Genomic DNA, 19,526 nt, shown 5'->3' with positions numbered 1-19,526 from the left:
TGGACGGATCCCGGGGGACGATCACTGGGGTCGGCGGAGTGTCGTCCGGCCCCCGCCACGGCGAAAGACGATGAAGGATGTGCGTATGGCGACCGACATCAGTAAGCAGCCCGCGAAGGCGTCCGGCACGTACCGGATCGGGGGCGACATCACGGTCAACCGCCTCGGCTACGGGGCGATGCAGATCACCGGCCCGGGCGTGTGGGGCGATCCGAAGGACCCGGCCGAGGCGGTACGGGTGCTGCGTCGGGCGATCGAGCTGGGCGTGACGTTCATCGACACCGCCGACTCGTACGGGCCGTTCGTGTCCGAGATGCTGATCCGCGAGGCTCTGCACCCGTACGCCGACGACCTGGTCATCGCGACCAAGGCCGGCCTGACCCGGTCCGGCCCCGGCGACTGGCGTGCGGTGGGCCGCCCGGAGTACCTGCGTCAGCAGTGCGAGCTGAGCCTGCGTCACCTGGGCCTGGACAGCATCCCGCTGTACCAGCTGCACCGGATCGACCCGCTGGTTCCGCTCGCCGACCAGCTCGGCGAGCTGGCGCTGCTGAAGCAGGAGGGCAAGATCCAGCACATCGGGCTGTCCGAGGTCAGCGTGGAGCAGGTCGAGCAGTCGCGGGCGATCACTGAGATCGTCTCCGTGCAGAACCTGTACAACCTCGCCAACCGCAGCGCCGAGGACGTGCTGGACTACTGCGAGCGCAACGACCTGGCGTTCATCCCGTGGTACCCGATCGCCACCGGCGAGCTGGCCCGGCCGGGCGGCCCGCTGGATGCGATCTCCAACGCGCACGGCGCGTCGCCCGCGCAGCTCGCGTTGGCCTGGTTGCTGCGTCGGTCGCCGGTGATGCTGCCGATCCCCGGCACGTCGTCGGTGGCGCACCTGGAGGAGAACGTCGGCGCCGCCGACGTACGGCTCACCGACGACGAGTTCGAGGCGTTGGCCAAGGCGAGCTGATTCGCTGGTCCGGACGCCGCCGGTTCAGTCGACGGCGTCCGGGCCGATCTCGCGGGCGGCGCGCAGCGCCTCGGTGGCCTGGGCGGCGCGCAGCGCCTCGGTGGCCTGGGCCAGCAGACGGGCTGAGTCGGTGCGCCCGCTGACCTGCAACTCGACCTCGGTGTCCCCGGACTGGATCCGGATGCTCGCCTCCGTACGCTGCTGGTCCACCCAGGACTGCAACAGGTTGAACAGCCCCGGCAGCAACCCCTGGGCCAGCACCGCGATGATCACGGCGTCACTGAAGCCGGGCCGTCCCCCGCCACCGCCGGCCGCCCGGACCACCGGCCGGTACTCCGGACGGCGGTGGATCCAGGTCAGCAGGTCGACCGCGGTGGGCTGTCGTTGTCGGGGGTTGATGGTCAGCCGGACGGGCAGCCGCGCGGCGGCGTCGCTGTCGGTCACGGTGGGTCTCCCGGTCAGTCGGAGTCGGAGGCGGCTTGGAAGGTGACGGCATCCCCGTCGGCGGTGGCGAGACCCGCGACGGTCAGCGCGCTGTCGTCGCTGAACGGTGAGCTGGTGCCGAAGTACGTGGTGGTGCCGCTGACCTGCACCCGGCCCTGCCCGTCGACCGGCGTGGACACCCGGGCGGTGCTCGGGCCGGTCAGCTCGACGGCGACCTTCGGGTACTCCAGGATCTTCCAGGTGACCTTCTGCGCCGACCCGCCGTAGTAGCGGAACGGGCAGCCCGGCGGTGCGGCGACCGTCTGCTTGGCGCACTCGTCCAACCAGGCGCGTACCCGGGTCTGGACGGCCTCGACCGCCGTCGGCTTGAGCACCGGGGCCAGTTCCAGGATCGCCGATCCCTCCCCCGGGCCGACCAGCAGGGTCTCGGCGGGCGTCTCGCTCAGCGCGCTGGACGGGCCGGTCGCCGTGTACAGGCCGGGCAGCAGCACCAGCGGCGGACCCTCGGTGGCGACCGGTAGCTCCACCCCGTTGAGGCGTACGCCCGGCTCGGCGATCGACGAGTTGAGCGGGATCGGCCCACCGGCCAACCGCCAGCCGTGGAACAGACCGGCGGTGGTCTCCTCCTCGCGCCGCAGGGTGAGGGTGGCCGTCTTCGGCGCATCACCCAGCCGGTACGCCACCGTGGCGGTGGCCGTGTCGTCGTCACGCTCCAAGGAAGTGATCTCGACGTCGGTCGGTGGCTGGTAGCCCTTGCCGCGCAGCAGTTGGGCGAGGAGCTTGTGGTCGGTGCCGTCGCCGGAGTCGGCGAGGTGGTCGAGCGCGGCCTCGCTGTCGCGGTCGGCGAGGGCGGAGAAGAATCCGTCGACCGTCGCCTGGGGGCGGAAGAACGCCCACTGCACCACGCTCAGCCCGCTGGCGCCGAGGCAGGCGACGAGGGCGAGGATGCCGACCAGCAGCCAGGTGCGGCGGGTGCCGACCGGGCCGCTGTGGCCGAACAGCCGCTCGGCGGTGACCGACGCGGCGACGTCGGCGGGTACGCCGGCCTGGGCGGGCGCACCCGCCACCGACGCCCGCTCCAGCGCGTCGAGCCGCAGCTCGTGCGGCGGGTGGGTGGCGCAGACAGCCTCGTCCCAGCCGCTGCGCCCGCTCTCGAAGGAGAGCCGCCGCTCCAGGATGCGTCGCAGCCCGTCGACGTGCCCGGTCAGCACCGCGCCGAGGTCGGCCCGGTACTCGGCGGCCCGTACGTCGCGGGCGTGCAGGGGCAGCACCACGTACCGCATGGTGAGCAGCACCGGCCAGAAGAACAGGAACACCACGAAGTTGGTGGCCGGGTGCGGGAACGTCCGCATCAGCCAGGTCGGCAGGGCGTGGGCGAGGGTGAGTGGCAGGCCGACGCCGCGCACGAAGGCGCTGGTGATCTCGTCCCCGGTGCGCCAGTGCACCAGCTCGTGGCTGAGCAGCGCCGCGACCTCGTCGTCCGGCTCGCCGAGCACGGCGGTGGTGACCACCACGTGTCGGGCGTACGTGCGGGCGTTGCTCAGGACCGGGTCGTCCTCCATGAGCAGCCGGGGCACACTGGGCAGGCCGAGTCGTCGCGCGCAGTCGTCCAAGATCGGGCGCAGTCGTGCGTTCTCGCGGCGGCTGGGCTGGCGCGCGCCGGACACCACCAACAGGCTCGGCTCGAGCAGCACCCGGTACAGCGTGTAGACGACGCCGATCAGCGCCGCCGCGACGACCGTGCCGATCAGGCCGGTGAACAGGGCGAGAGGCTCGTCCACAACGGTCAGCCAGGGCAGCACCAGCACGGCGAGGAAGCCGGCGAGGAAGCCGACCACGAACCCGGCCACGCCGCCCAGCATCCCGCCGGAGCGGCTGAGGAACGCGTCCAGCAGCGAGCCGATCAGTGGCGCGTCGCGCAGCACCGTGGGGAGCTGGTCGTCCGCGCCGGCGCCGCCGGCGAAGAGGCCGACGACGGCGAAGCCGAGACCGCCCCAGAACGCCAGGAGCAGCGCGATCGGCAGGTAGAACCAGGTGGCGACGAACGCGCCGAGCACGCCCCGCCAGTCCCGCAGGATTCCGGCGCGCAGCCAGACCAGGGCGTTCGGGTAACCCGGTGGCCGGTCGGCGAACCCGCCGGTGGGTGGCGGGGTGTCGGCGGCCGGGGGTTCGGCGGCCCGGACGTCGAGCTGCGGCACTGTCGGCGGTGTGCTCTCCGGCGGCACACGCTGCGGCTCGGTCATGCCTGCTGCTCCCTCTCGACGGGTGACGCCCACTGTCGGCAGTGGACGGCCGGAGCAGGTTATCGAGGACGTCTGATGTCTGCCACACCGTTTCCGAGGATCGTCACGCAACCGACACTCGTCGTCGCGGGCCCGGTGCGGCGGTCCCCGCAGGACCGCCGCACCGAAGGGCTCAGACCGCGAGGCAGTTGGGTCGCACCGGGCCGTCGACCAGGGCGCCGCGCACGATGGTGTACGCCGTGCCGTCGAGCACCAGGCCCAGGTGCCCCACCACCCGCAGCGGGCAGTACGCCTGGATGAGAACGTTCGTCGCGCCGTCGTTGACGGTGGCGTTGCCGGTCGGCCGCACCAGTTCGTCCTGGAGCGTGCGGATGGTGGTGTAGCGCACCGAGCCGGGGGTGTCGTCGCCGGAGTTGAGGTCGGCGAGGAACGCCGATCCGATGGTCATCTGTTGGCAGGCGACGATGCCCGCGCAGCTCCCGAGGCCGAGGAACGCCACGATGTTGGCGACGTACGTGCCGTACTGGGGTGTGCCCAGGCTGACGTAGCGGCCGATGGTGGCGGTGCCGCCGAGTCGTTTGAGGTAGTAGCGGCTGACCAGTCCGCCCTCGGAGTGGGCGACGACGTCGACGCTCGCCGCGCCGGTGCTGGCGCGCACCTGCTCGACGTACCCGGCGAACGCGCGGGCCGAGGCGGGGATGTCACCGAGGCCCAGTCCGGGTAGCTGGTAGATGAAGGTCCGGTAGCCGTCGGCGCGCAGCCGGGCGGCGATCGGTTCGTACGCGACGGCGACGCCGCTGAGCCCGCCAACCACGATGACCGGGTTGGCGACGGCGGCGGCGGTGGTCGCGGCCGGGACGACGGGGGCGGCGATCGCGGTTCCCGCCGAGGCGAGGAGGGCGGCGGTGGCCAGGGACACGACGAGGACGGTCTTTCGGAGCAGCATGGCTGCACCTCCGGGGGGAGGCGCCCGACGATCCGGGCAGGTGGGTGGGGGTGTCCGGTCGACCGTGCGACGATGATGCCCGCAACAATTCGGCAACGTCAATGACTTGTTACGCGCCAGTAACCCGTTGTCCCGTCGACGGCGCAAACCGGCAAATCGGTCGCACTCCACAACGGACACCGAGGGGCACCCGCACACCCCCGCCCGTCGACAACCGGTGGCATGCTGTGGCCGTGGCCGCCGACGAACCCCCCGATCGCCAGTTGCGGGTGATGCCCTGGTGGCTGGTCCTGGTCGGCCTGCTGCTCGCCGCCGTACTGGGCTGGCTGGTGCTCGGCCTGCTGCTCACCGAGGCCGACCGGGCCGTCCAGCAGGACACCCGGGCCACGCTGCGCATCGACGCGATCCGCACCGGCCTGACCGTGGTCGCCGGCACCGGCGGCGGGCTGGCCCTGCTGCTGGCCGCGCGCCGGCAGTGGATCGCCGAGCGGGCCCAGCGCCACCAGGAGACCGTCGCCGCCCGCGACCAGGCCCACCGGGACCGGGTGCAGGCACACGCCGAGTCGGTGGCCGAGGCCGCACAGCGCCAGCAGGACCGGCAGTCGACGGCCGCCGAACACGACGCGGCCGAACGTCGGCTCACCGAGCTCTACACCCGGGCGGTCGAGCTGCTCGGCAACGACAGCGCGGCGGTACGCCTCGGCGGGCTGCACGCGCTGGAGCGCCTCGGGCAGGACAATCCGTCACAGCGGTCGACGATCGTGGCGGTGCTCTGCGCGTACCTGCGGATGTCCCCGCCGGACGACGAGCCGCGCGAGACGGAGGTCCGGCGCACCGCGCAGCGGGTCCTGACCCGGCACCTGCGCGAGCACGACGAGACGGCGCACTGGCCGGGCGTCGTGCTGGACCTGAGCGGCGCGGCGCTCGTCGACTTCGACGCGGCGGGCTGCACGCTCACCGACGCGACCTTCACGGGAGCGACGTTCACCGGCGCGACCAGCTTCGCGGGCGCGACGACGACGGGACGGCTGCTGCTACGAGCGGCGAGCTTCGGCGACCTGGCCCTCGACGGCCTCACGGCCGGCGGCGAGGTGGTCCTGGACGACGCCCGCGTCCAGGGCCTCGCGAGCTTCGAGGGGGCCGATTTCGCCGACGGACTGTACTGCCGGCGGTCCCGCTTCGCCGGGCAGACCTCGTTCCGCGGGGCGACGTTCGGTCAGCCCAGCAGCTTCGACGCGACCCGCTTCGAGAACGACACCACCTTCCGGGAGTCGGTCTTCGACGGCGCCCTGTCCATGGAGCACAGCGAGTTCGGCGAGTCGGCCAGCTTCTACTCCGCCCGTTTCGCGAACATGGCGCTGTTCCGCTGGACGGTCTTCGAAGGGGAGGCGTCGTTCGACCGTGCCCGCTTCACCGACGCCGCGAACTTCGGCCGGGCCCGGTTCCACCGCATGGCCAGTTTCCGCGACACGCAGTTCAGCCGGCCACCCCAGGTGGAGCAGGCCCGGGCGGTCGTCGATCCCGGCCACCGGTGGCCGACGGGCACGGTGGTCAGACGCTTGGACGACGAGTGGCTGGTGCTCGTCGACGAGTGAGCCTCGTCAGCGGGTGGCGGCCTTCGGGCGCAACCCGTCGAGGGCCACACCGAGGACCCGGTCGCGCTGCTCGGGCGAGGGGAACTGGGCCATCGTGAGCCCGCTGATCAGGCGCACCACGTCGTCGAAGCCGACGTCGTCGCGGACCACGCCGGCCGCCTGGGCGCGACGCATGAGCGGCTCGCCGGCGGCGTAGATCTCCGTCCGGCAGGTCCCGAAGATCTCCGAGTCGTGCAGCAACTGCTCGGCGAGCGCCCGCTTCGTGGCGACGTACGCGACGAAGCGGTGCAGCCAGGCGACGAGGGCGTCCCACGGGGGCAGCTCGGCCAGGTCCTCCGCCGACCGACTGAGCGCCCGGACCTCCTCCACGTAGACGGCCTCGAAGAGGTGCCGCCGGGTCGGGAAGTTGCGATAGAGGGTCCCGATGCCCACCCCGGCCCGGCGGGCCACGTCCTCCAGGGAGGCGGCCGCGCCGTTCTCGGCGAACGCGTCACGTGCCGCGGCGATCAGGGCGTCGTAGTTGCGCCGCGCGTCGGCCCGCTTGGGCCGCTGGGCGAAAACCTCGGGCACCCCCGCGCTGGTCATGACGTGCGTCACCTCATCCTGGTTGCATCCGGAGGCAACCCTCCGCTAGCTTAGTGGAGGCACCCCTCCGGAACTCCCGGAGGCCTGCCTCCGGATAGCTTACCTCGGGAACCGCCCGATCCGCCTGGCCACCCGATCGCCCGGACCCGACAACCCGCCCGCCGCCGACGACGGGTGACAGACGCCTCCTTCCGTACCATTTCAGGAGTTTTCTCTCGTGGCAGTGACCTCCCGACGCAGCTCGCGTCGGCTCACCTTCACCGTGCTCGCGGCCGGCGCCGGATTCTTCGCGATGCTCCAGTCGCTGATCACCCCGGTGCTGCCGACCATCCAGCAGGATCTGCACACCTCCCAGAACACCGTGACCTGGGTCCTGACCGCCTACCTGCTCTCCGCCTCGATCTTCACGCCGATCCTCGGACGGGTCGGTGACATGGTCGGCAAGGAGCGGATGCTCGTCGTCTCGCTCGCCGCCCTCGCCCTCGGCTGCCTGGTGGCCGCCATCGCGCCGAACATCGGCGTGCTCATCGTCGCCCGGGTCGTGCAGGGCATTGGCGGCGCGGTCTTCCCACTGTCGTTCGGCATCATCCGCGACGAGTTCCCCGCCGCGCGGGTCTCCGGCGCGGTCGCCGCCATCTCGGCGATCGTCGCCGCCGGCGGTGGCCTGGGCGTCGTCCTGGCCGGCCCGATCGTCACCGCGCTGGACTACCGGTGGCTGTTCTGGATCCCGCTGGTCGTGGTGGGGCTGACCGCCGTCGCCGCGTACCTGTTCATCCCCGAGTCCCCGGTGCGTACCCCCGGTCGGATCGACTGGCGGGCCACCCTGCTGCTCTCCGGCTGGTTGGTCGCGCTGCTCCTGCCGATCAGCCAGGGCGCGGCCTGGGGCTGGACCAGCACCCGGGTGCTCGGCCTGCTCGCCCTCGCCGTGGTGCTGCTGGCCGGCTGGCTGACCGCCGAACTGCGCTCGGCCAACCCGCTGATCGACATGCGGATGATGCGCCTGCCCGGCGTCTGGACCACCAACCTGGTCGCCCTGCTCTACGGCGGATCGATGTTCTCCGTGTACGCGTTCCTGCCCCAGTTCGTGCAGACCCCGACCGCGGCCGGCTACGGCTTCGGCGCCAGCATCAGCCAGGCCGGTCTGCTCATGCTGCCGATGCTCGTCGCGATGTTCGTCGCGGGCATCCTCGCCGGCCGGCTCCAGGCCGTGTTCAGCGCCAAGGCGCAGCTCGCCACCGGCGCGGCGTTCAACGTGGCGGCGTCGGCGATGCTCGCCGCCGCGCACGCCACCCGCTGGGAGGTCGCCGTCGCCGGTGGCCTGGTCGGCCTCGGCATCGGCCTGGCCTTCGCGTCGATGGCCAACCTCATCGTCGCCAGCGTGCCCGCCAGCCAGACCGGCGTGGCGACCGGCATGAACGCCAACATCCGGACCATCGGCGGCGCGATCGGCGCGGCCGTGGTCAGCGGCGTGATCACCGCCCACCCGCAGGCCAGCGGCCTGCCCCGGGAGGCCGGCTTCACGGCGGGGTTTCTCCTCCTCACCGCGATCGCCCTCGCCGCCGCGCTCGCGGCCCTCGCCGTCCCGTCCGCCCGGCGGGCGTCGGCCGGTCGCCGGCCGTCCGCCACGACGATCGTCGAGTCCGAGCTAGCCGGCGAGTTCGCCACCATGCCGGCCACCCGCTGAGGCCCGCGTCGCAGCCCGGGCGGTTCGCCGCCCGGGCTGCGCCGTGTGTCGGAGTACGCTGGCCGGTCGTCACCCGTCGTTCGTCAGGATGTGCCATGCCCGACTTGCTCACCGCCGACCGTATCGACGAGATCGGCGCCCTCGGATCGCAGAGCCCCGACCCGGCGGCGCTGGTCACCGAGCTGGTGAGCGCCGTCGACGAGGGCCGGGTCGCCGACCCCGCCGACACCGGGTACGCCCTGCTGGTCGCCGCCGACATCCTGGAGCAGGCAGGTGACCTGGCCGACGCGCTCGCCCTGGCCACCCGCGCCATCGCCGAACAGCCCGACGACAACACCCACGTCCGCGCCGTGCGCGGCGGCCTGCTGCTGCGCCTCGGCCGAGTCGACGAGGGCCTGGCGGAGCTGTCCGAGCTGCGGCCGCTGCTGGAGACCGACCCCGACGGCGTGCACCTGGTCGACAAGCTGACCGAAGCCGGCCACGCCGAGATGGCGGTCGAATGGCTCACCGCGGCGCTCGACGCGATGGTGGACCGCAGCCGCACCCACCAGCACGAGTCCGAGGATGCCCAGGACACCGCCGCCGCAATGATCTACGGGTTGGCCCAGCGGCGGCACGACCTGCGCGAAGAGTTGGGCCTGCCGCACGACGAGCACGACACCCTCGCCGACCGGCTGCGCGACGCGGCCAGCCATGCCGCAGACGCGCTCGACGACGGCCCGGCGACGCTGCTGTTCTGGCCGAAGCCGGAGTTCGACGCGCTGTTGGCGCGCTGGCCGGCCCTGGCCGAGAGCTATCCGAGCACCTGGGACGAGCACCGCGCCCAGATCGAGCGCGCCCTCGTCGACGCGTCCGGGCTCGGCGGCGGCGACCTGGGCGTCGTGGCGGGCAGCGTCGAGACTCTGGCGGCCTTCGCGGGCGCCGACCCCATCGACGAGGAGACCCTCGACGAGTACGCCGACAGCCTCGACGACGCGGGCATCACCTCCTGGCCACCGGGCCGCAACGACTCCTGCTGGTGCGGATCGGGTACCAAGTACAAGAAGTGCTGCCTGCCCCGCTCGCGCGCCTGACCGCGCGCCGCGCCTGATCGCTGCCGCGCCGTTGCGCGGCTCCCGGGGAAGCGATGTCCCCCGAGTCTCTGATGCCTGTGAGTCATCAAGATGACTCACAGGCATCACGCTCACCCGTCCAACCGCCCCCAGCCGACGGCCAGCCAGCACCGGCACGATCGATCGATGGTGGCGAGTCCCGGCGATGGCTACCGTGACCGTGGAAACGCACCCACTCCATCGAGGAGGACCGCCGTGCGCCGCGTCACCACCACCATCGCCCTGCTCTGCCTGTCCCTGTTCGCGCTGCTCGTACCGACCCCGGCGAGCGCGGCCAGCACCGTCGAGGTCACCTCGGCGAAACTGATCGCACGCGGCGTCGCCGTCGACCTCACCCTCACGGTGACCTGCGAGGCCGGCCGATCCGCCGGCGCGGAGATCAGTTTGCGTCAGCGCTCCGGCGACAACGTCGCGTACGGCAGCGGCGGGCTGCTCTTCACCTGCACCGGCGTTCCGCAGGCCGTGACCGGCCGGGTGTACGCGGAGAGCGGCGGCTTCGCCTTCAACCGGGGCATCGCGCTCGCCACCGGGAGCGTGTCGCTGTGCACCCCAATCGACTGCGACTACTCGCCGCGCATCGAGGGCGAGGTCCGCGTCACCCGCTGACCGTCACCGGAGTGCTCGCGGCAACTCCCCCGCGAGCACTCCGGCCTCGTCAGCTATCCGTCGGCTGAGGTGGTGGGTGGGTTGTGCCACCACCACTCGTGCTCAGTTCCCCAGCGCGCGGACCTTGGCGATCGTCTCCTGGACGTGCTGCTTGGCCGGCTCGCCGCCCTGGGAGGCCTGCGCCAACGCCTGCCGGTACGCGTCGATCATGCCGACCAGCGGCCCGGCGGCGACGCCCTCCAGCGCGCCGGCCACGAGGCTCCGCGCCTCGGCCGCGTCCTGTGCCGCCGCTGCCGTCTTGGCCTTCGCCTCGTCGAGCTTCTGCGACGCGGCCGCCAACCTCGCGATGATCTGCGCTGCGCTCACGCGCACCCTCCCCCTGGTCGACCATCGCCTCCACCACCACACCGGCGGAGACCACAAGGGAGCGTACGAGATCCGCGCACAGAGTGCGACCGCTCGATCGCCCAGTCGTTCGCGAAGATCACCTGATGCTGACCAGTCACCGCCGGCGTCCGACGAACTGGTACGCATCAAGTGATCAAGACTCGCATCACCGGGTGGCGGCGCTCGGCCATTTTCCGCCGGATCTGGCACTCTGGCGGGCGTCACGACGGGGAGGAAGGTACGCCGGGTGGAAGCGCTGAGCCCCACGCAGCGGCCACTGGACCGCGATCAGGTGCGTCGCTACGTGCAGGCGTCCTTCGGCGCGGGCCACCCGATGGCGGACTGCGGGCCGATCACGGGTGGCGGCTTCGCGTCGGTGTGGTGGGTGGCGCTCGACGACGGGCGCGAGGTGGTGCTGAAGGTGGCGCCCCGGGCCGACGTGCCGCTGCTGCGCTACGAGCAGGGTCTGTGCGCGGCCGAGGCGCGGTACTTCCGCCTCGTGTCCAGGCGCGTGCCGCAGGTGCCCGTGCCGCCGTTGCTGCACCACGGCGACGATCCGGAACTCGGCGAGTGGCTGGTCAGTGGCCTGATTCCCGGCCGTTCGCTGCGGGAGTGGGCAGAGTCGGAACAGCACCTCGACGACGCCCCCGCCCGGTACGAGTTCGGAGCCGCGATCGCCGCGCTGCACCGGGTCAGCGGCGACCGCTACGGGTACGACGGTGGCCGGGCCAGCGGCGCGACGTGGCGCGAGGCGTTCACCGCCATGCTCGACGGGCTGCTGGCCGACGCGGCGGACTGGGACGTCGGGCTGCCCACCTCGCCGGAGAAGATCCGGAAGCTGCCCGAGCGGTACGCGTCGATTCTGGACGAGGTACGCCGGCCGGCGCTGCTGCACTTCGACGGCTGGGACGGCAACGTGCTCGCCGAACCCGAGCCCGAGGCCGACGGCAAGCTGCGCCTGCGCGGGATCGTCGACGGCGAACGGTTCCTCTTCGGCGACCCGCTGATGGACCTGGTGTCGCCCCTGATCTACCGGCGGGTGGAGGACGAACCGGACAACCCGTTCCTGCGGGGCTACCGGGCCGCCGCGACCGATCCGGTGGTCTTCGACGAGGCCACCCTGCGTCGGCTCAGCCTGTACCGCCTGCACCTGTACCTGTTGATGACGGTCGAGATGCCCAGCCGGGGTATCACCCGCCAGAACCGGCCGGACCGGTTCGAGCGACTGGCCGACCTGCTGGACCACGAGCTGACCGAGCTGCGGCGGGCGAGCCCGTCGGCCCTCGGCTGACGGCAGCGCGGCTCGGACGACGGTCGTCAGCGCAAGGCGCGGAACAGTAGCAGGTAGCCGCAGTAGCCCAGCGGCACCAGCAGGAAGCAGATAGCGAACCCGAGCGGCAGGTACCGCGGCGGCGTGCCAGCGACCATGGCGGGCCTCCCCCACCGCCCCAGCACCAGATAGCCCGCGAAGAACGCCAGCGCCGGCAGGCCCGCGCAGATCCACGCGCCGAGGGTGAAGCCGTCGACCAGCCCGATCCCGGACGCGAGCACCAGCGTCAGCATGAACACCCCGGCCGCCGCCCCGCAGGCCGCGTAGACGGCGACCGCCCGCGCCAGCGGCGACCACGTCGGCAGCAGCGCCGGTCGCTGGGCCAGCAGCTCGGCCTGCTGCCCGTGCCGGTCGGCCTCGTCGGCCATCCGCCGGGCCAGCTCCAGCTCCACCACCGGGTCGACCGCCGCCGCGCGCTGCGTGGGCACCCCGCCGCCCGCCGGGCTCACGGCCGTCGGCAGCGCCAGCCGCGCCTGGCCCGCCGGCAGTTCGGGGTACGCCCCGACACCCGCCCGCCCCGGCGCGCCGGCTGCGCCGGCGAAATCCCCGTCCCCAGCCTCGGGCGCCGCGGACGGACCGAACCCGACAGGCGGGCCGGGCGCCGCAGACGGACCGAACCCGGCAGGTGGGGCCGGCCAGGTGGCGGGGTCACTCGGTGGGCCGGGCGGGAACGGTGGGCCGGGCGGGGCACCGGCGGCACCGGCGTCCGGCGGCGGAGCAGCCGGCGGCTGGTCGACGCCGATCGCGCGACCGAGCTGGTCGAGACGCTGCCCCTGGGCGGTCAGCCGCTGGTGCAGGTAGTCGGCGGCGGCGTGCAGGTCGCGGCGGCGCGCGGACTCGGCGGCGGCGTCCCGCTCACCGGCGCGGCGGTGCTCGGCGAGCTGTCGGGCCAGCGCCGCGTACTCCTCGAAGGACACCGTCAGCGCTCCCCGTCCGGCTCGTGCCCGTCGCGGGCGAACGGCACGATCAACCTGGTCCGCTGGTCGTGCCGGTCGACCAACAGCGCCCGGTCAGCGCGGGGCGTGTAGGCCAGGTCATGCACCCCGAGGTGCAGGGCCAGTTCCGCACCGGGCACGTTGAGCGCGACGAGGCAGGCGACGTCGTCGCGGTTCTGGGTGCCGCCGAGGTCGTCGGAGAGCCGGCGCAGGCCACGCCACCAGGCCAGCAGGTGCACGCCCTGGGCGGGCCCCTGGCGCAGCACGGCCCGCAGGTCGTCCAGGCCGGAGCGGAACGTCACCGGGTCGGCCGCCCCGAGTACCGGCGCGGCGGCGTCCATCCCGAACACCACCAGGTATTCCCGGCCGGCCGGTTCGGCGGCCAGCGCGGCGATCCGGTCGCGCAGCCCGGCCGCGTCGAGGCGGTGCACCGGATGACCGGCGGCCCGGAGCGTGGCCTCGGTCTCGGCGGCGACCGGGTCGGCGGCGGTGACCAGGGAGGCCACCTGGAACCGGACGTCACCGGGGGTGTGTTGACGGGCCAGGCTCAGGGCGGCGGCGCGCAGCACGTCCGCGCCGGCCGGTGCGGTGCCGACGACGGCGAGGTGCCGGCCGGGGGTGGTGTCCATGAGGAACAGCGCGGTGGTGCCGTGCACGTCGACGGTCCGGCCGACCAGCGCCATGGGGCGTCGGCCACCGGGGCGCAGCCCGGCGAAGGTGGGATCGTCCTCGACACGGGCCGCCTCGTACCCCTTGAAGACCGCCGGTGCCCGCGAGCCCGGCGGGCGGGCCTGCCACAGCTCGTGGCGCAGCGCGGCGAGGTCCCCGGCGGCGGCGTGCGCGTCGGGGAAGCGCAGCACGGTGTCCGCGCCGACCGCGCCGGCGGCGGTGTTGATGACGGCGGCGCCGATGGGCAGGGCGGCGGCGGCATCGTTGAGCTGGTCGAGGACGCCGCCACCGCCGGGCAACGCCACCCGCAGGGCGAACTGCCCGAAGATCGCCTCGGCCCGACCGTAGAGCGCCTCGATCCCGGTCATGCTCTGGCTGGCTAGCACCAGGTGGATGCCGTACGAGCGGCCTTTGCGGGCCAACTCCTCCAGCAGGTCGACCGATTCGCGGGCCAGGGCGTCGTTGCCGGCCAGGAGCACGTGGAACTCGTCGATGACGGCCACGATGCGCGGCGACGGGCTGTCTCTTGGCAGGTCGGCGAGCTTGGTGACGCCGTGCCGCTTCAACGCGGTGGCCCGCCGCTGCGCCTCGCGGCGCAACTCCCGCAGCACCGCCAGGCCGTACTCGCGGTCGGACTCGATGCCGACCGCGCGGGCGTGCGGCAGCCAGGACGGGTCGCGGCCGGTGGGCACGAACTCGCTGAAGCTCACGCCCTCCTTGAAGTCGAGCAGGTAGAGCTGCAACTCGGCGGGCGAGTACCGCGCGGCGAGGCCGTACAGGACGTCGAGGAGGAAGACCGTCTTGCCCGCGCCGGTACGCCCGCCGACCAGCCAGTGCGGGGTGACGTCGTCGAAGGCGACCGTCAGCAGAGTGTCGAAGGCGACCGTCAGCGGCGTGCCGCCGGCCCGGCCGACCACGGTGCGCAGGCCGTTGGCCGCCGACTCGGCCCAGCGCCGCTCGGGCAGCAGCGCGGCGAAGGGCAGCGCGTCAGCGCGTCGGGCGGCGGCGCCGACGTGCTCGGCGAGCGCGCGGACCGACGCCGGCGGCGGGTCGCCGTCGAGCAGCACGGGGGCGGCGAGGCCGCTGCCGTCGGCGCTGAACGGGGCGCCGGGCGGGTCGCCGACGTGCGCGTACCCGTCGCTGAGCCGGATGGCGGTGGTGCTGCCCAGCGGCGGCGACGTCTCGCCGGGCAACCGGGACGGATGGCCGGCGAGGAGCACGCAGACGGCGGCGGCCGGGCCGGCGTGGGTGAGCGCGGCGAGTCGGGCCAGCTCCCGTGGCGCGGGGGCGGCGGTGGCGACCACCAGCAGCACCTGCCGGGTGGCGGGCTCGGCGTGTTGGGCGGCGCGGGCGTGCCGTTCGGCGGCGTCCAGCAGGGCGGTCACCTCGGCCTCGCTGGTGGCCGGCGGGTCGAGCACCCCGGCGTCGAGCAGCGGGCGCAGCGGGCCGAAGGTCGCGCCCAGCGCCGCGGTGTCGATGCCGGCGACCCGGACCCGGCCGGGCGGCGCGGTGGCCACGAGTCGCAGCACCAACGCCCGCAGCAGCGCGGCGACCCGCCCGTCCCGGGCGTCGGTGTCCAATGCCAGGTGGTGGCCGCCGCCGAGTGGCACGAGCACCGCGAAGCCGCCGTCCTCGGTGGACGCCTCGCCGACGCGCACCGCGACCGGGTCGTCGGTCAGGGTGGCGACGCCGGGAGTCGGTGTGGCCAGCGCGCCGCCGAGGCGCGCGAGCCGGGCGACGAGGTCGGCCCCACCGGCGCGGGGCGTCGGAGGCGGCGCCGCGCCGAGCACGGCCCGGGCCGCGTCCAGATGGGTACGGGCCGCCCGGTGGGCGGTGACCGCCTGCCCGTACGCCGACGCGAGCCTGCCCACGCATCGCCTCCCACGCCACGGCCGTCCGGTTCGCGCAAACCCTAACGGACAGCGGTGACGCCGGGACAGTAACCGACCCCCGCTTTCGGATCGTGGCGACGACGCCTCCCCCCGCGCGCCAGGCCAGCGACGTTCACAGTTGTCGATTAGGTTGGCGGTGCGAAAACCCGATGGAGGGAGTGCACCTCGTGCGTCGAGTCCTCACGGCGGCCACCGCCGCCCTGACCCTCACCACCGCCGGCACCATGCTCACCGGCGCGCCCGCCGCCGCCGCCCCGACGGCCTGGGGCCGACCGGTCGTCACCGCCGCGCCGCAACCCGGAGCGGCGGGCCTGGGCGACACCTATTACCCCGACTACGGCAACGGTGGCTACGACGTCTCGCACTACGACGTCCGGCTGCGCTACGAGCCGGCCACCGACCGACTCACCGGCACCACCACGATCCTCGCCACCGCGACGCAGGACCTCTCGACGTTCAACCTGGACTTCCTGCTCGACGTCGAGTCGGTGCGGGTCAACGGATGGGAGGCCGGCACCAGCACCGCGGGCACGCACGAACTGGTCGTCACCCCGGCCCGCACCATCAGCCGGGGGCAGCAGCTCACCATCGTGGTGCGCTACGGCGGCATCCCGTCCGAGACCCTGGTCGGCGGCTACACCGGCTGGACGCGTACCGACGACGGGGCGCTCGCGGTCAACGAGCCCGAGTCGGCGTGGTGGTGGTTCCCGAGCAACGACCACCCGCTGGACAAGGCCACCTTCGACATCTCCGTGTCGGTGCCCACCGGCGTCGAGGTGATCAGCAACGGCGTGCAGCCGAGGCCGCCCGTGGCCGAAGCCGGCAACCGCACCCGCTGGATCTGGCGGACCACCTCCCCCACCGCGACCTACCTGGCGTTCATGGCCATCGGCCAGTACGACATCGTCACCGACACCACCCCGGGCGGCCAGCCGGTGATCAACGCGTACAGCACGTCGCTGGGCGCGCTCGGGCCGGCCGCGCGGGCCAGCATCGAGCGCACCGGTGAGATCGTCGACTGGGAGAGCGGGATCTTCGGCCCGTACCCGTTCGAGGCGCTGGGTGGCGTGGCCGGCCCGGTGGACGGCATCGGCTTCGCCCTGGAGACGCAGACCCGCCCGGTGTACGCCGCGGGCTTCTGGCGGCGCGGCGCCAACACGTACGTGGTGGCCCACGAGAACGCCCACCAGTGGTTCGGCGACTCGGTCTCGGTGGCCGAGTGGCGCAACATCTGGCTGAACGAGGGTTTCGCCTCGTACGCCGAGTGGCTCTGGTCGGAGGAGCAGGGCGAGGGCACCGCGCAGGAGGTCTTCGACTTCACCTACGCGAGCTACCCCGCCGACGACGAGTTCTGGCAGGTGCTGCCCGGTGACCCGGGCGCCGACCGGGTCTTCGACGACGCGGTGTACGACCGGGGCGCGATGACGCTGCACCAGCTCCGGCTGGCCGTCGGCGACGACGCGTTCTTCGCGATCCTGCCGGCGTGGACGGCCGAACACCGGTACGGCAACGGCACCATCGAAGAGTTCCAGGCCCTGGCCGAACGGATCTCCGGCCTGGACCTGGACGACCTCTTCACCACCTGGCTGTTCACGGCCGGCCGTCCCGACGTGGCCAGCGCCGCGCGCAAGGCCACCCCGCCGGCCGAGCCGAAGTCCTGGTCCAAGATCCGCGAGTCCCACCAGCTGCTGTCGCACTAGGGTCTGGGGCCGGGAGCGCCCGTCGTGTGGCGGGCGCTCCCGGCCTCTTGCGGTCGTGCGGGGTGTGCTGGGTGCCTGTCGAGCTGCCCCGTTTGTGGGGCAGACGGCGGCACCGACACCACGAGCGCGCATGGAACGACCGCAGCGCACAGCTCGACCCCACCCGCACGGGCACAGGCAAAGGCAAAGGCAAAGGCGCGGGTACGAGCGCGAGCGCGGGCACGAGCGCGGGCACAGTGCGACCGCCGTGCGGAGAGCAGCCGTCCCGGCCATTGCCCCACATTTGGGGCAGCTCGACAGGCACCGCACGGGCACAGGCGCGGGCACGAGCGCGGGCACAGCGCGACCGCCGTACGGAGAGCAGCCGTCCCGGCCAATGCCCCACATTCGGGGCAGCTCGACAGGCACCGCACAGGTAGTGCTCACCCGCCCGGCGGCGTCCGTGCGCGACCGATCACACGGTCGCTGGCAGGCCTGTCGCTTCGACACGATTCGCCTCGACGGCGCGGATGTGCCGGTAGGCGAACCAGAGCGGCGGGAACGCCCCGACCGCGAAGGACAGGTCGACGAGCGTCCAGAACCACGGGATGTCCCGGATCGGGCCGCAGATCAGCGCCAACGGGACGATGCCCACGCAGGCGATCATGCCGACCTGGACCACCCACACGTTGCGCACCGGGTCACGCAGCGGCCCCCAGAACGCGACCGCCAGCACCAGGTGGGCGAAGGCCAGCCAGTCGGTGCCGTAGAGCAGGAACGGGTAGTCCCGGTCCGCCGTCACCAGACCGCTGTGGACCCGTTCGATCCAGTCGACGAGCGCCGGGAACTGGCCGGCGAGCGGGTCCAGCGCACGCAGCAGCCAGCGCACCTCGATCTCCAGTGGAAACGCGGTGGCCCCGCTCAGGAAGAGGCCGATCAGCACGATCCACAGCCACCGGCGGGTACGCCGCAACCGCTCCGCGTTGTCCATGATCGCAGCGTAACGATGATCTTCGTGTCGCCCGGTCCCGGAATCGGTGACCGCTGTCTCAGTGCCGCGCGGTCTCGCCCGCGAGGGCCAGCTCGCCCAGTCGGAGCGGACGCGTGGCGGTGCCACCGGTGGCGACGACGCACACCGCGCCGGCGGGCCGTACGACGCGGGCCGCCCGCCACGCCGCTCGACGTACCGGATGGCGCGGCCGTGGGACGACCAGCGTGAGGGGCGCGGCGCGGCCGTGTTGCCGGTCCAGGGCGACCGCCGCCGCCGTGGTGGCGATCGCGGCGACCGAGCCGGCCAGGACGAGCGTCTGCCGTGGCCCGGCATGCTCGGCCAGCCAGCCCAGCAGCGGGGCGCCGACCGCGGCCGAGATCGAGCCGGTGACCGCGAGCGCGGCGAGCACCCGGCCGCGCATCGCGCCATCGGTGTCGAGTTGGGCACGGGTGCCGACGGTGGTGTCGATGACGACCGCGGCGGCGGCGATCGGGAGGATCACCGCGGCGAAGCTCCAGACGCCCGGGACGAGACCCGCGACGATCTGCAGACCGCTGGCCAGCAGGCCGGCGCCGACCAGGGTCCCGTAGCTCAGCGACCGCCTGCGCGCGGCGGCGAGCGCGCCCACCACCGTCCCGACCGCGAACACCGTGGACAGCAGGCCATAGCCGGAAGCGCCGGCGGCCAGCGGTCCGTCGCTCATCGCCGCCATCGTCACCTGGTAGTTGCGACCGAGGCTGCCCAGCACGAACGACAGGGCGAGCGCGAGCAGCAGGACCGGTTGTCCGCGCAGGTAGGAGAACCCGGCGCGGACACCGTGGCGGGTCGGGCCACCGGGAGCCTCCGCGCCGGCCACGACCCCCGGCCGTACGGCGAACAGCGCCACCACCACGGCGGCGAAGCTCGCCGCGTTGATGCCGAAGAGCAGCGCCGGGCCGACGACGGCGACGCCGACGGCCCCGAGGCTCATGCCGAGGATGCGTCCGGCGGAGTTGGTGAGCGACCCGAGCGCCAACGCGTTGCCCAGCGTCTCGCGGTCCACCAGGGTCGAGGACCAGCGGCCCATGACCGGCCCCTCGATCGCCGAGACAGCGCCGCTGGCCAGGGAGATCGCGAAGATCAGCGGGAGGCCGCCGACCCCGGTCAGGGCGACCGCCGCGAGGCCCGCGGCGAACGCGGCGTGGGCCACCTGGGCGGTGATCAACAGTGGACGGGCGGGGAGACGATCGGCCAGCACACCGCCCCAGACGCTCAACAGCAGCGTGGGGGCCGCCTGGAGCAGCACGGCGATGCCCATCGAGGTCGCCGAGCCGGTCTCCTTCAGCACGTACCAGTTGACTCCGAGCACCTGCATCCAGGTTCCGATGACGGAGACGAAACCGGCGAGCGCCCAGATCCGGTAGTTACGGTGGCGCAGCGCGGCGAAGGTGGCACCCGTGGCCACGACGAACCTCCAGCGATCGACGACAG

At 73.3% G+C, this 19,526-nt stretch carries 16 protein-coding genes; 7 read left to right on the top strand and 9 right to left on the bottom strand.

Annotation, left to right across the window (positions count from 1 at the left end):
- Positions 1 to 85: 85 nt before the first annotated feature.
- Positions 86 to 958, top strand: coding sequence for an aldo/keto reductase (locus tag AB0B55_RS06355; protein ID WP_357127143.1), 873 nt, complete (start codon positions 86 to 88; stop codon positions 956 to 958).
- A 24-nt stretch (positions 959 to 982) separates the two neighbouring features.
- Here the strand turns inward: AB0B55_RS06355 and AB0B55_RS06350 are convergent, their stop codons facing one another.
- From AB0B55_RS06350 to AB0B55_RS06340, 3 genes are all read right to left on the bottom strand, one after another.
- On the bottom strand, positions 983 to 1,402 hold the full coding sequence (locus AB0B55_RS06350; protein WP_357170774.1) for a hypothetical protein: 420 nt from the start codon (positions 1,400 to 1,402) through the stop codon (positions 983 to 985).
- 14 nt (positions 1,403 to 1,416) lie between these two features.
- Entirely contained in the window at positions 1,417 to 3,645 is a 2,229-nt protein-coding gene (locus tag AB0B55_RS06345; protein WP_357170772.1) for a M48 family metalloprotease, read from the bottom strand.
- 172 nt (positions 3,646 to 3,817) lie between these two features.
- Complete coding sequence (locus tag AB0B55_RS06340; RefSeq protein ID WP_357170770.1) at positions 3,818 to 4,591, bottom strand: alpha/beta fold hydrolase; 774 nt, start codon at positions 4,589 to 4,591, stop codon at positions 3,818 to 3,820.
- 233 nt (positions 4,592 to 4,824) lie between these two features.
- On the opposite strand from AB0B55_RS06340, the gene AB0B55_RS06335 reads away from it, so the two are divergent.
- A complete protein-coding gene (locus tag AB0B55_RS06335) occupies positions 4,825 to 6,186 on the top strand; it encodes a pentapeptide repeat-containing protein (RefSeq protein WP_357170768.1) in 1,362 nt (453 codons plus the stop codon).
- Positions 6,187 to 6,192: 6 nt separating this feature from the next.
- Here AB0B55_RS06335 and AB0B55_RS06330 read toward each other — a convergent pair whose 3' ends face one another.
- The gene (locus AB0B55_RS06330; RefSeq protein WP_357127127.1) at positions 6,193 to 6,771 is read right to left on the bottom strand and encodes a helix-turn-helix domain-containing protein; all 579 of its coding nucleotides are present in this window, start codon (positions 6,769 to 6,771) and stop codon (positions 6,193 to 6,195) included.
- Positions 6,772 to 6,988: 217 nt separating this feature from the next.
- Here AB0B55_RS06330 and AB0B55_RS06325 point away from each other — a divergent pair, with 217 nt between their 5' ends.
- The 3 genes from AB0B55_RS06325 (at position 6,989) to AB0B55_RS06315 (ending at position 10,173) form a co-directional block, all read left to right on the top strand.
- Positions 6,989 to 8,455: an MFS transporter gene (locus AB0B55_RS06325; RefSeq protein WP_357127124.1), complete on the top strand. Its 1,467-nt coding sequence runs from the start codon at positions 6,989 to 6,991 to the stop codon at positions 8,453 to 8,455.
- A 95-nt stretch (positions 8,456 to 8,550) separates the two neighbouring features.
- Positions 8,551 to 9,528 carry an SEC-C domain-containing protein gene (locus tag AB0B55_RS06320; RefSeq protein WP_357170766.1) on the top strand — a complete coding sequence of 326 codons (978 nt, stop codon included), beginning with the start codon at positions 8,551 to 8,553 and terminating at the stop codon, positions 9,526 to 9,528.
- Positions 9,529 to 9,762: 234 nt separating this feature from the next.
- Positions 9,763 to 10,173, top strand: coding sequence for a hypothetical protein (locus AB0B55_RS06315; protein ID WP_357127118.1), 411 nt, complete (start codon positions 9,763 to 9,765; stop codon positions 10,171 to 10,173).
- A 102-nt stretch (positions 10,174 to 10,275) separates the two neighbouring features.
- Here AB0B55_RS06315 and AB0B55_RS06310 read toward each other — a convergent pair whose 3' ends face one another.
- A complete protein-coding gene (locus AB0B55_RS06310) occupies positions 10,276 to 10,539 on the bottom strand; it encodes a DUF6244 family protein (RefSeq protein ID WP_007462863.1) in 264 nt (87 codons plus the stop codon).
- Between the two features lie 268 nt (positions 10,540 to 10,807).
- Here AB0B55_RS06310 and AB0B55_RS06305 point away from each other — a divergent pair, with 268 nt between their 5' ends.
- On the top strand, positions 10,808 to 11,851 hold the full coding sequence (locus tag AB0B55_RS06305) for an aminoglycoside phosphotransferase family protein (RefSeq protein WP_357170764.1): 1,044 nt from the start codon (positions 10,808 to 10,810) through the stop codon (positions 11,849 to 11,851).
- Positions 11,852 to 11,877: 26 nt separating this feature from the next.
- On the opposite strand, the gene AB0B55_RS06300 is transcribed toward AB0B55_RS06305, so the two are convergent.
- Both AB0B55_RS06300 and AB0B55_RS06295 read right to left on the bottom strand, forming a co-directional pair.
- Positions 11,878 to 12,807, bottom strand: a complete 930-nt coding sequence (locus AB0B55_RS06300; RefSeq protein ID WP_357170762.1) for a hypothetical protein — start codon at positions 12,805 to 12,807, stop codon at positions 11,878 to 11,880.
- A 2-nt stretch (positions 12,808 to 12,809) separates the two neighbouring features.
- Positions 12,810 to 15,365 (bottom strand): FtsK/SpoIIIE domain-containing protein, encoded by a 2,556-nt coding sequence (locus AB0B55_RS06295; protein WP_357170760.1) that lies wholly within the window; start codon positions 15,363 to 15,365, stop codon positions 12,810 to 12,812.
- 188 nt (positions 15,366 to 15,553) lie between these two features.
- On the opposite strand from AB0B55_RS06295, the gene AB0B55_RS06290 reads away from it, so the two are divergent.
- Entirely contained in the window at positions 15,554 to 17,086 is a 1,533-nt protein-coding gene (locus tag AB0B55_RS06290) for a M1 family metallopeptidase (protein ID WP_357170758.1), read from the top strand.
- A 454-nt stretch (positions 17,087 to 17,540) separates the two neighbouring features.
- Here the strand turns inward: AB0B55_RS06290 and AB0B55_RS06285 are convergent, their stop codons facing one another.
- Complete coding sequence (locus tag AB0B55_RS06285) at positions 17,541 to 18,056, bottom strand: hypothetical protein (protein WP_357127103.1); 516 nt, start codon at positions 18,054 to 18,056, stop codon at positions 17,541 to 17,543.
- Between the two features lie 58 nt (positions 18,057 to 18,114).
- Positions 18,115 to 19,500 carry an MFS transporter gene (locus AB0B55_RS06280; protein ID WP_357127100.1) on the bottom strand — a complete coding sequence of 462 codons (1,386 nt, stop codon included), beginning with the start codon at positions 19,498 to 19,500 and terminating at the stop codon, positions 18,115 to 18,117.
- Between the last annotated feature and the right edge of the window lie 26 nt (positions 19,501 to 19,526).

Source organism: Micromonospora sp. NPDC049107, assembly GCF_040648595.1.
Classification (GTDB): Bacteria; Actinomycetota; Actinomycetes; order Mycobacteriales; family Micromonosporaceae; genus Micromonospora.
Note: the sequence above shows the minus strand (reverse complement) of the source record. Positions and strands in the feature narration are given on the sequence as shown.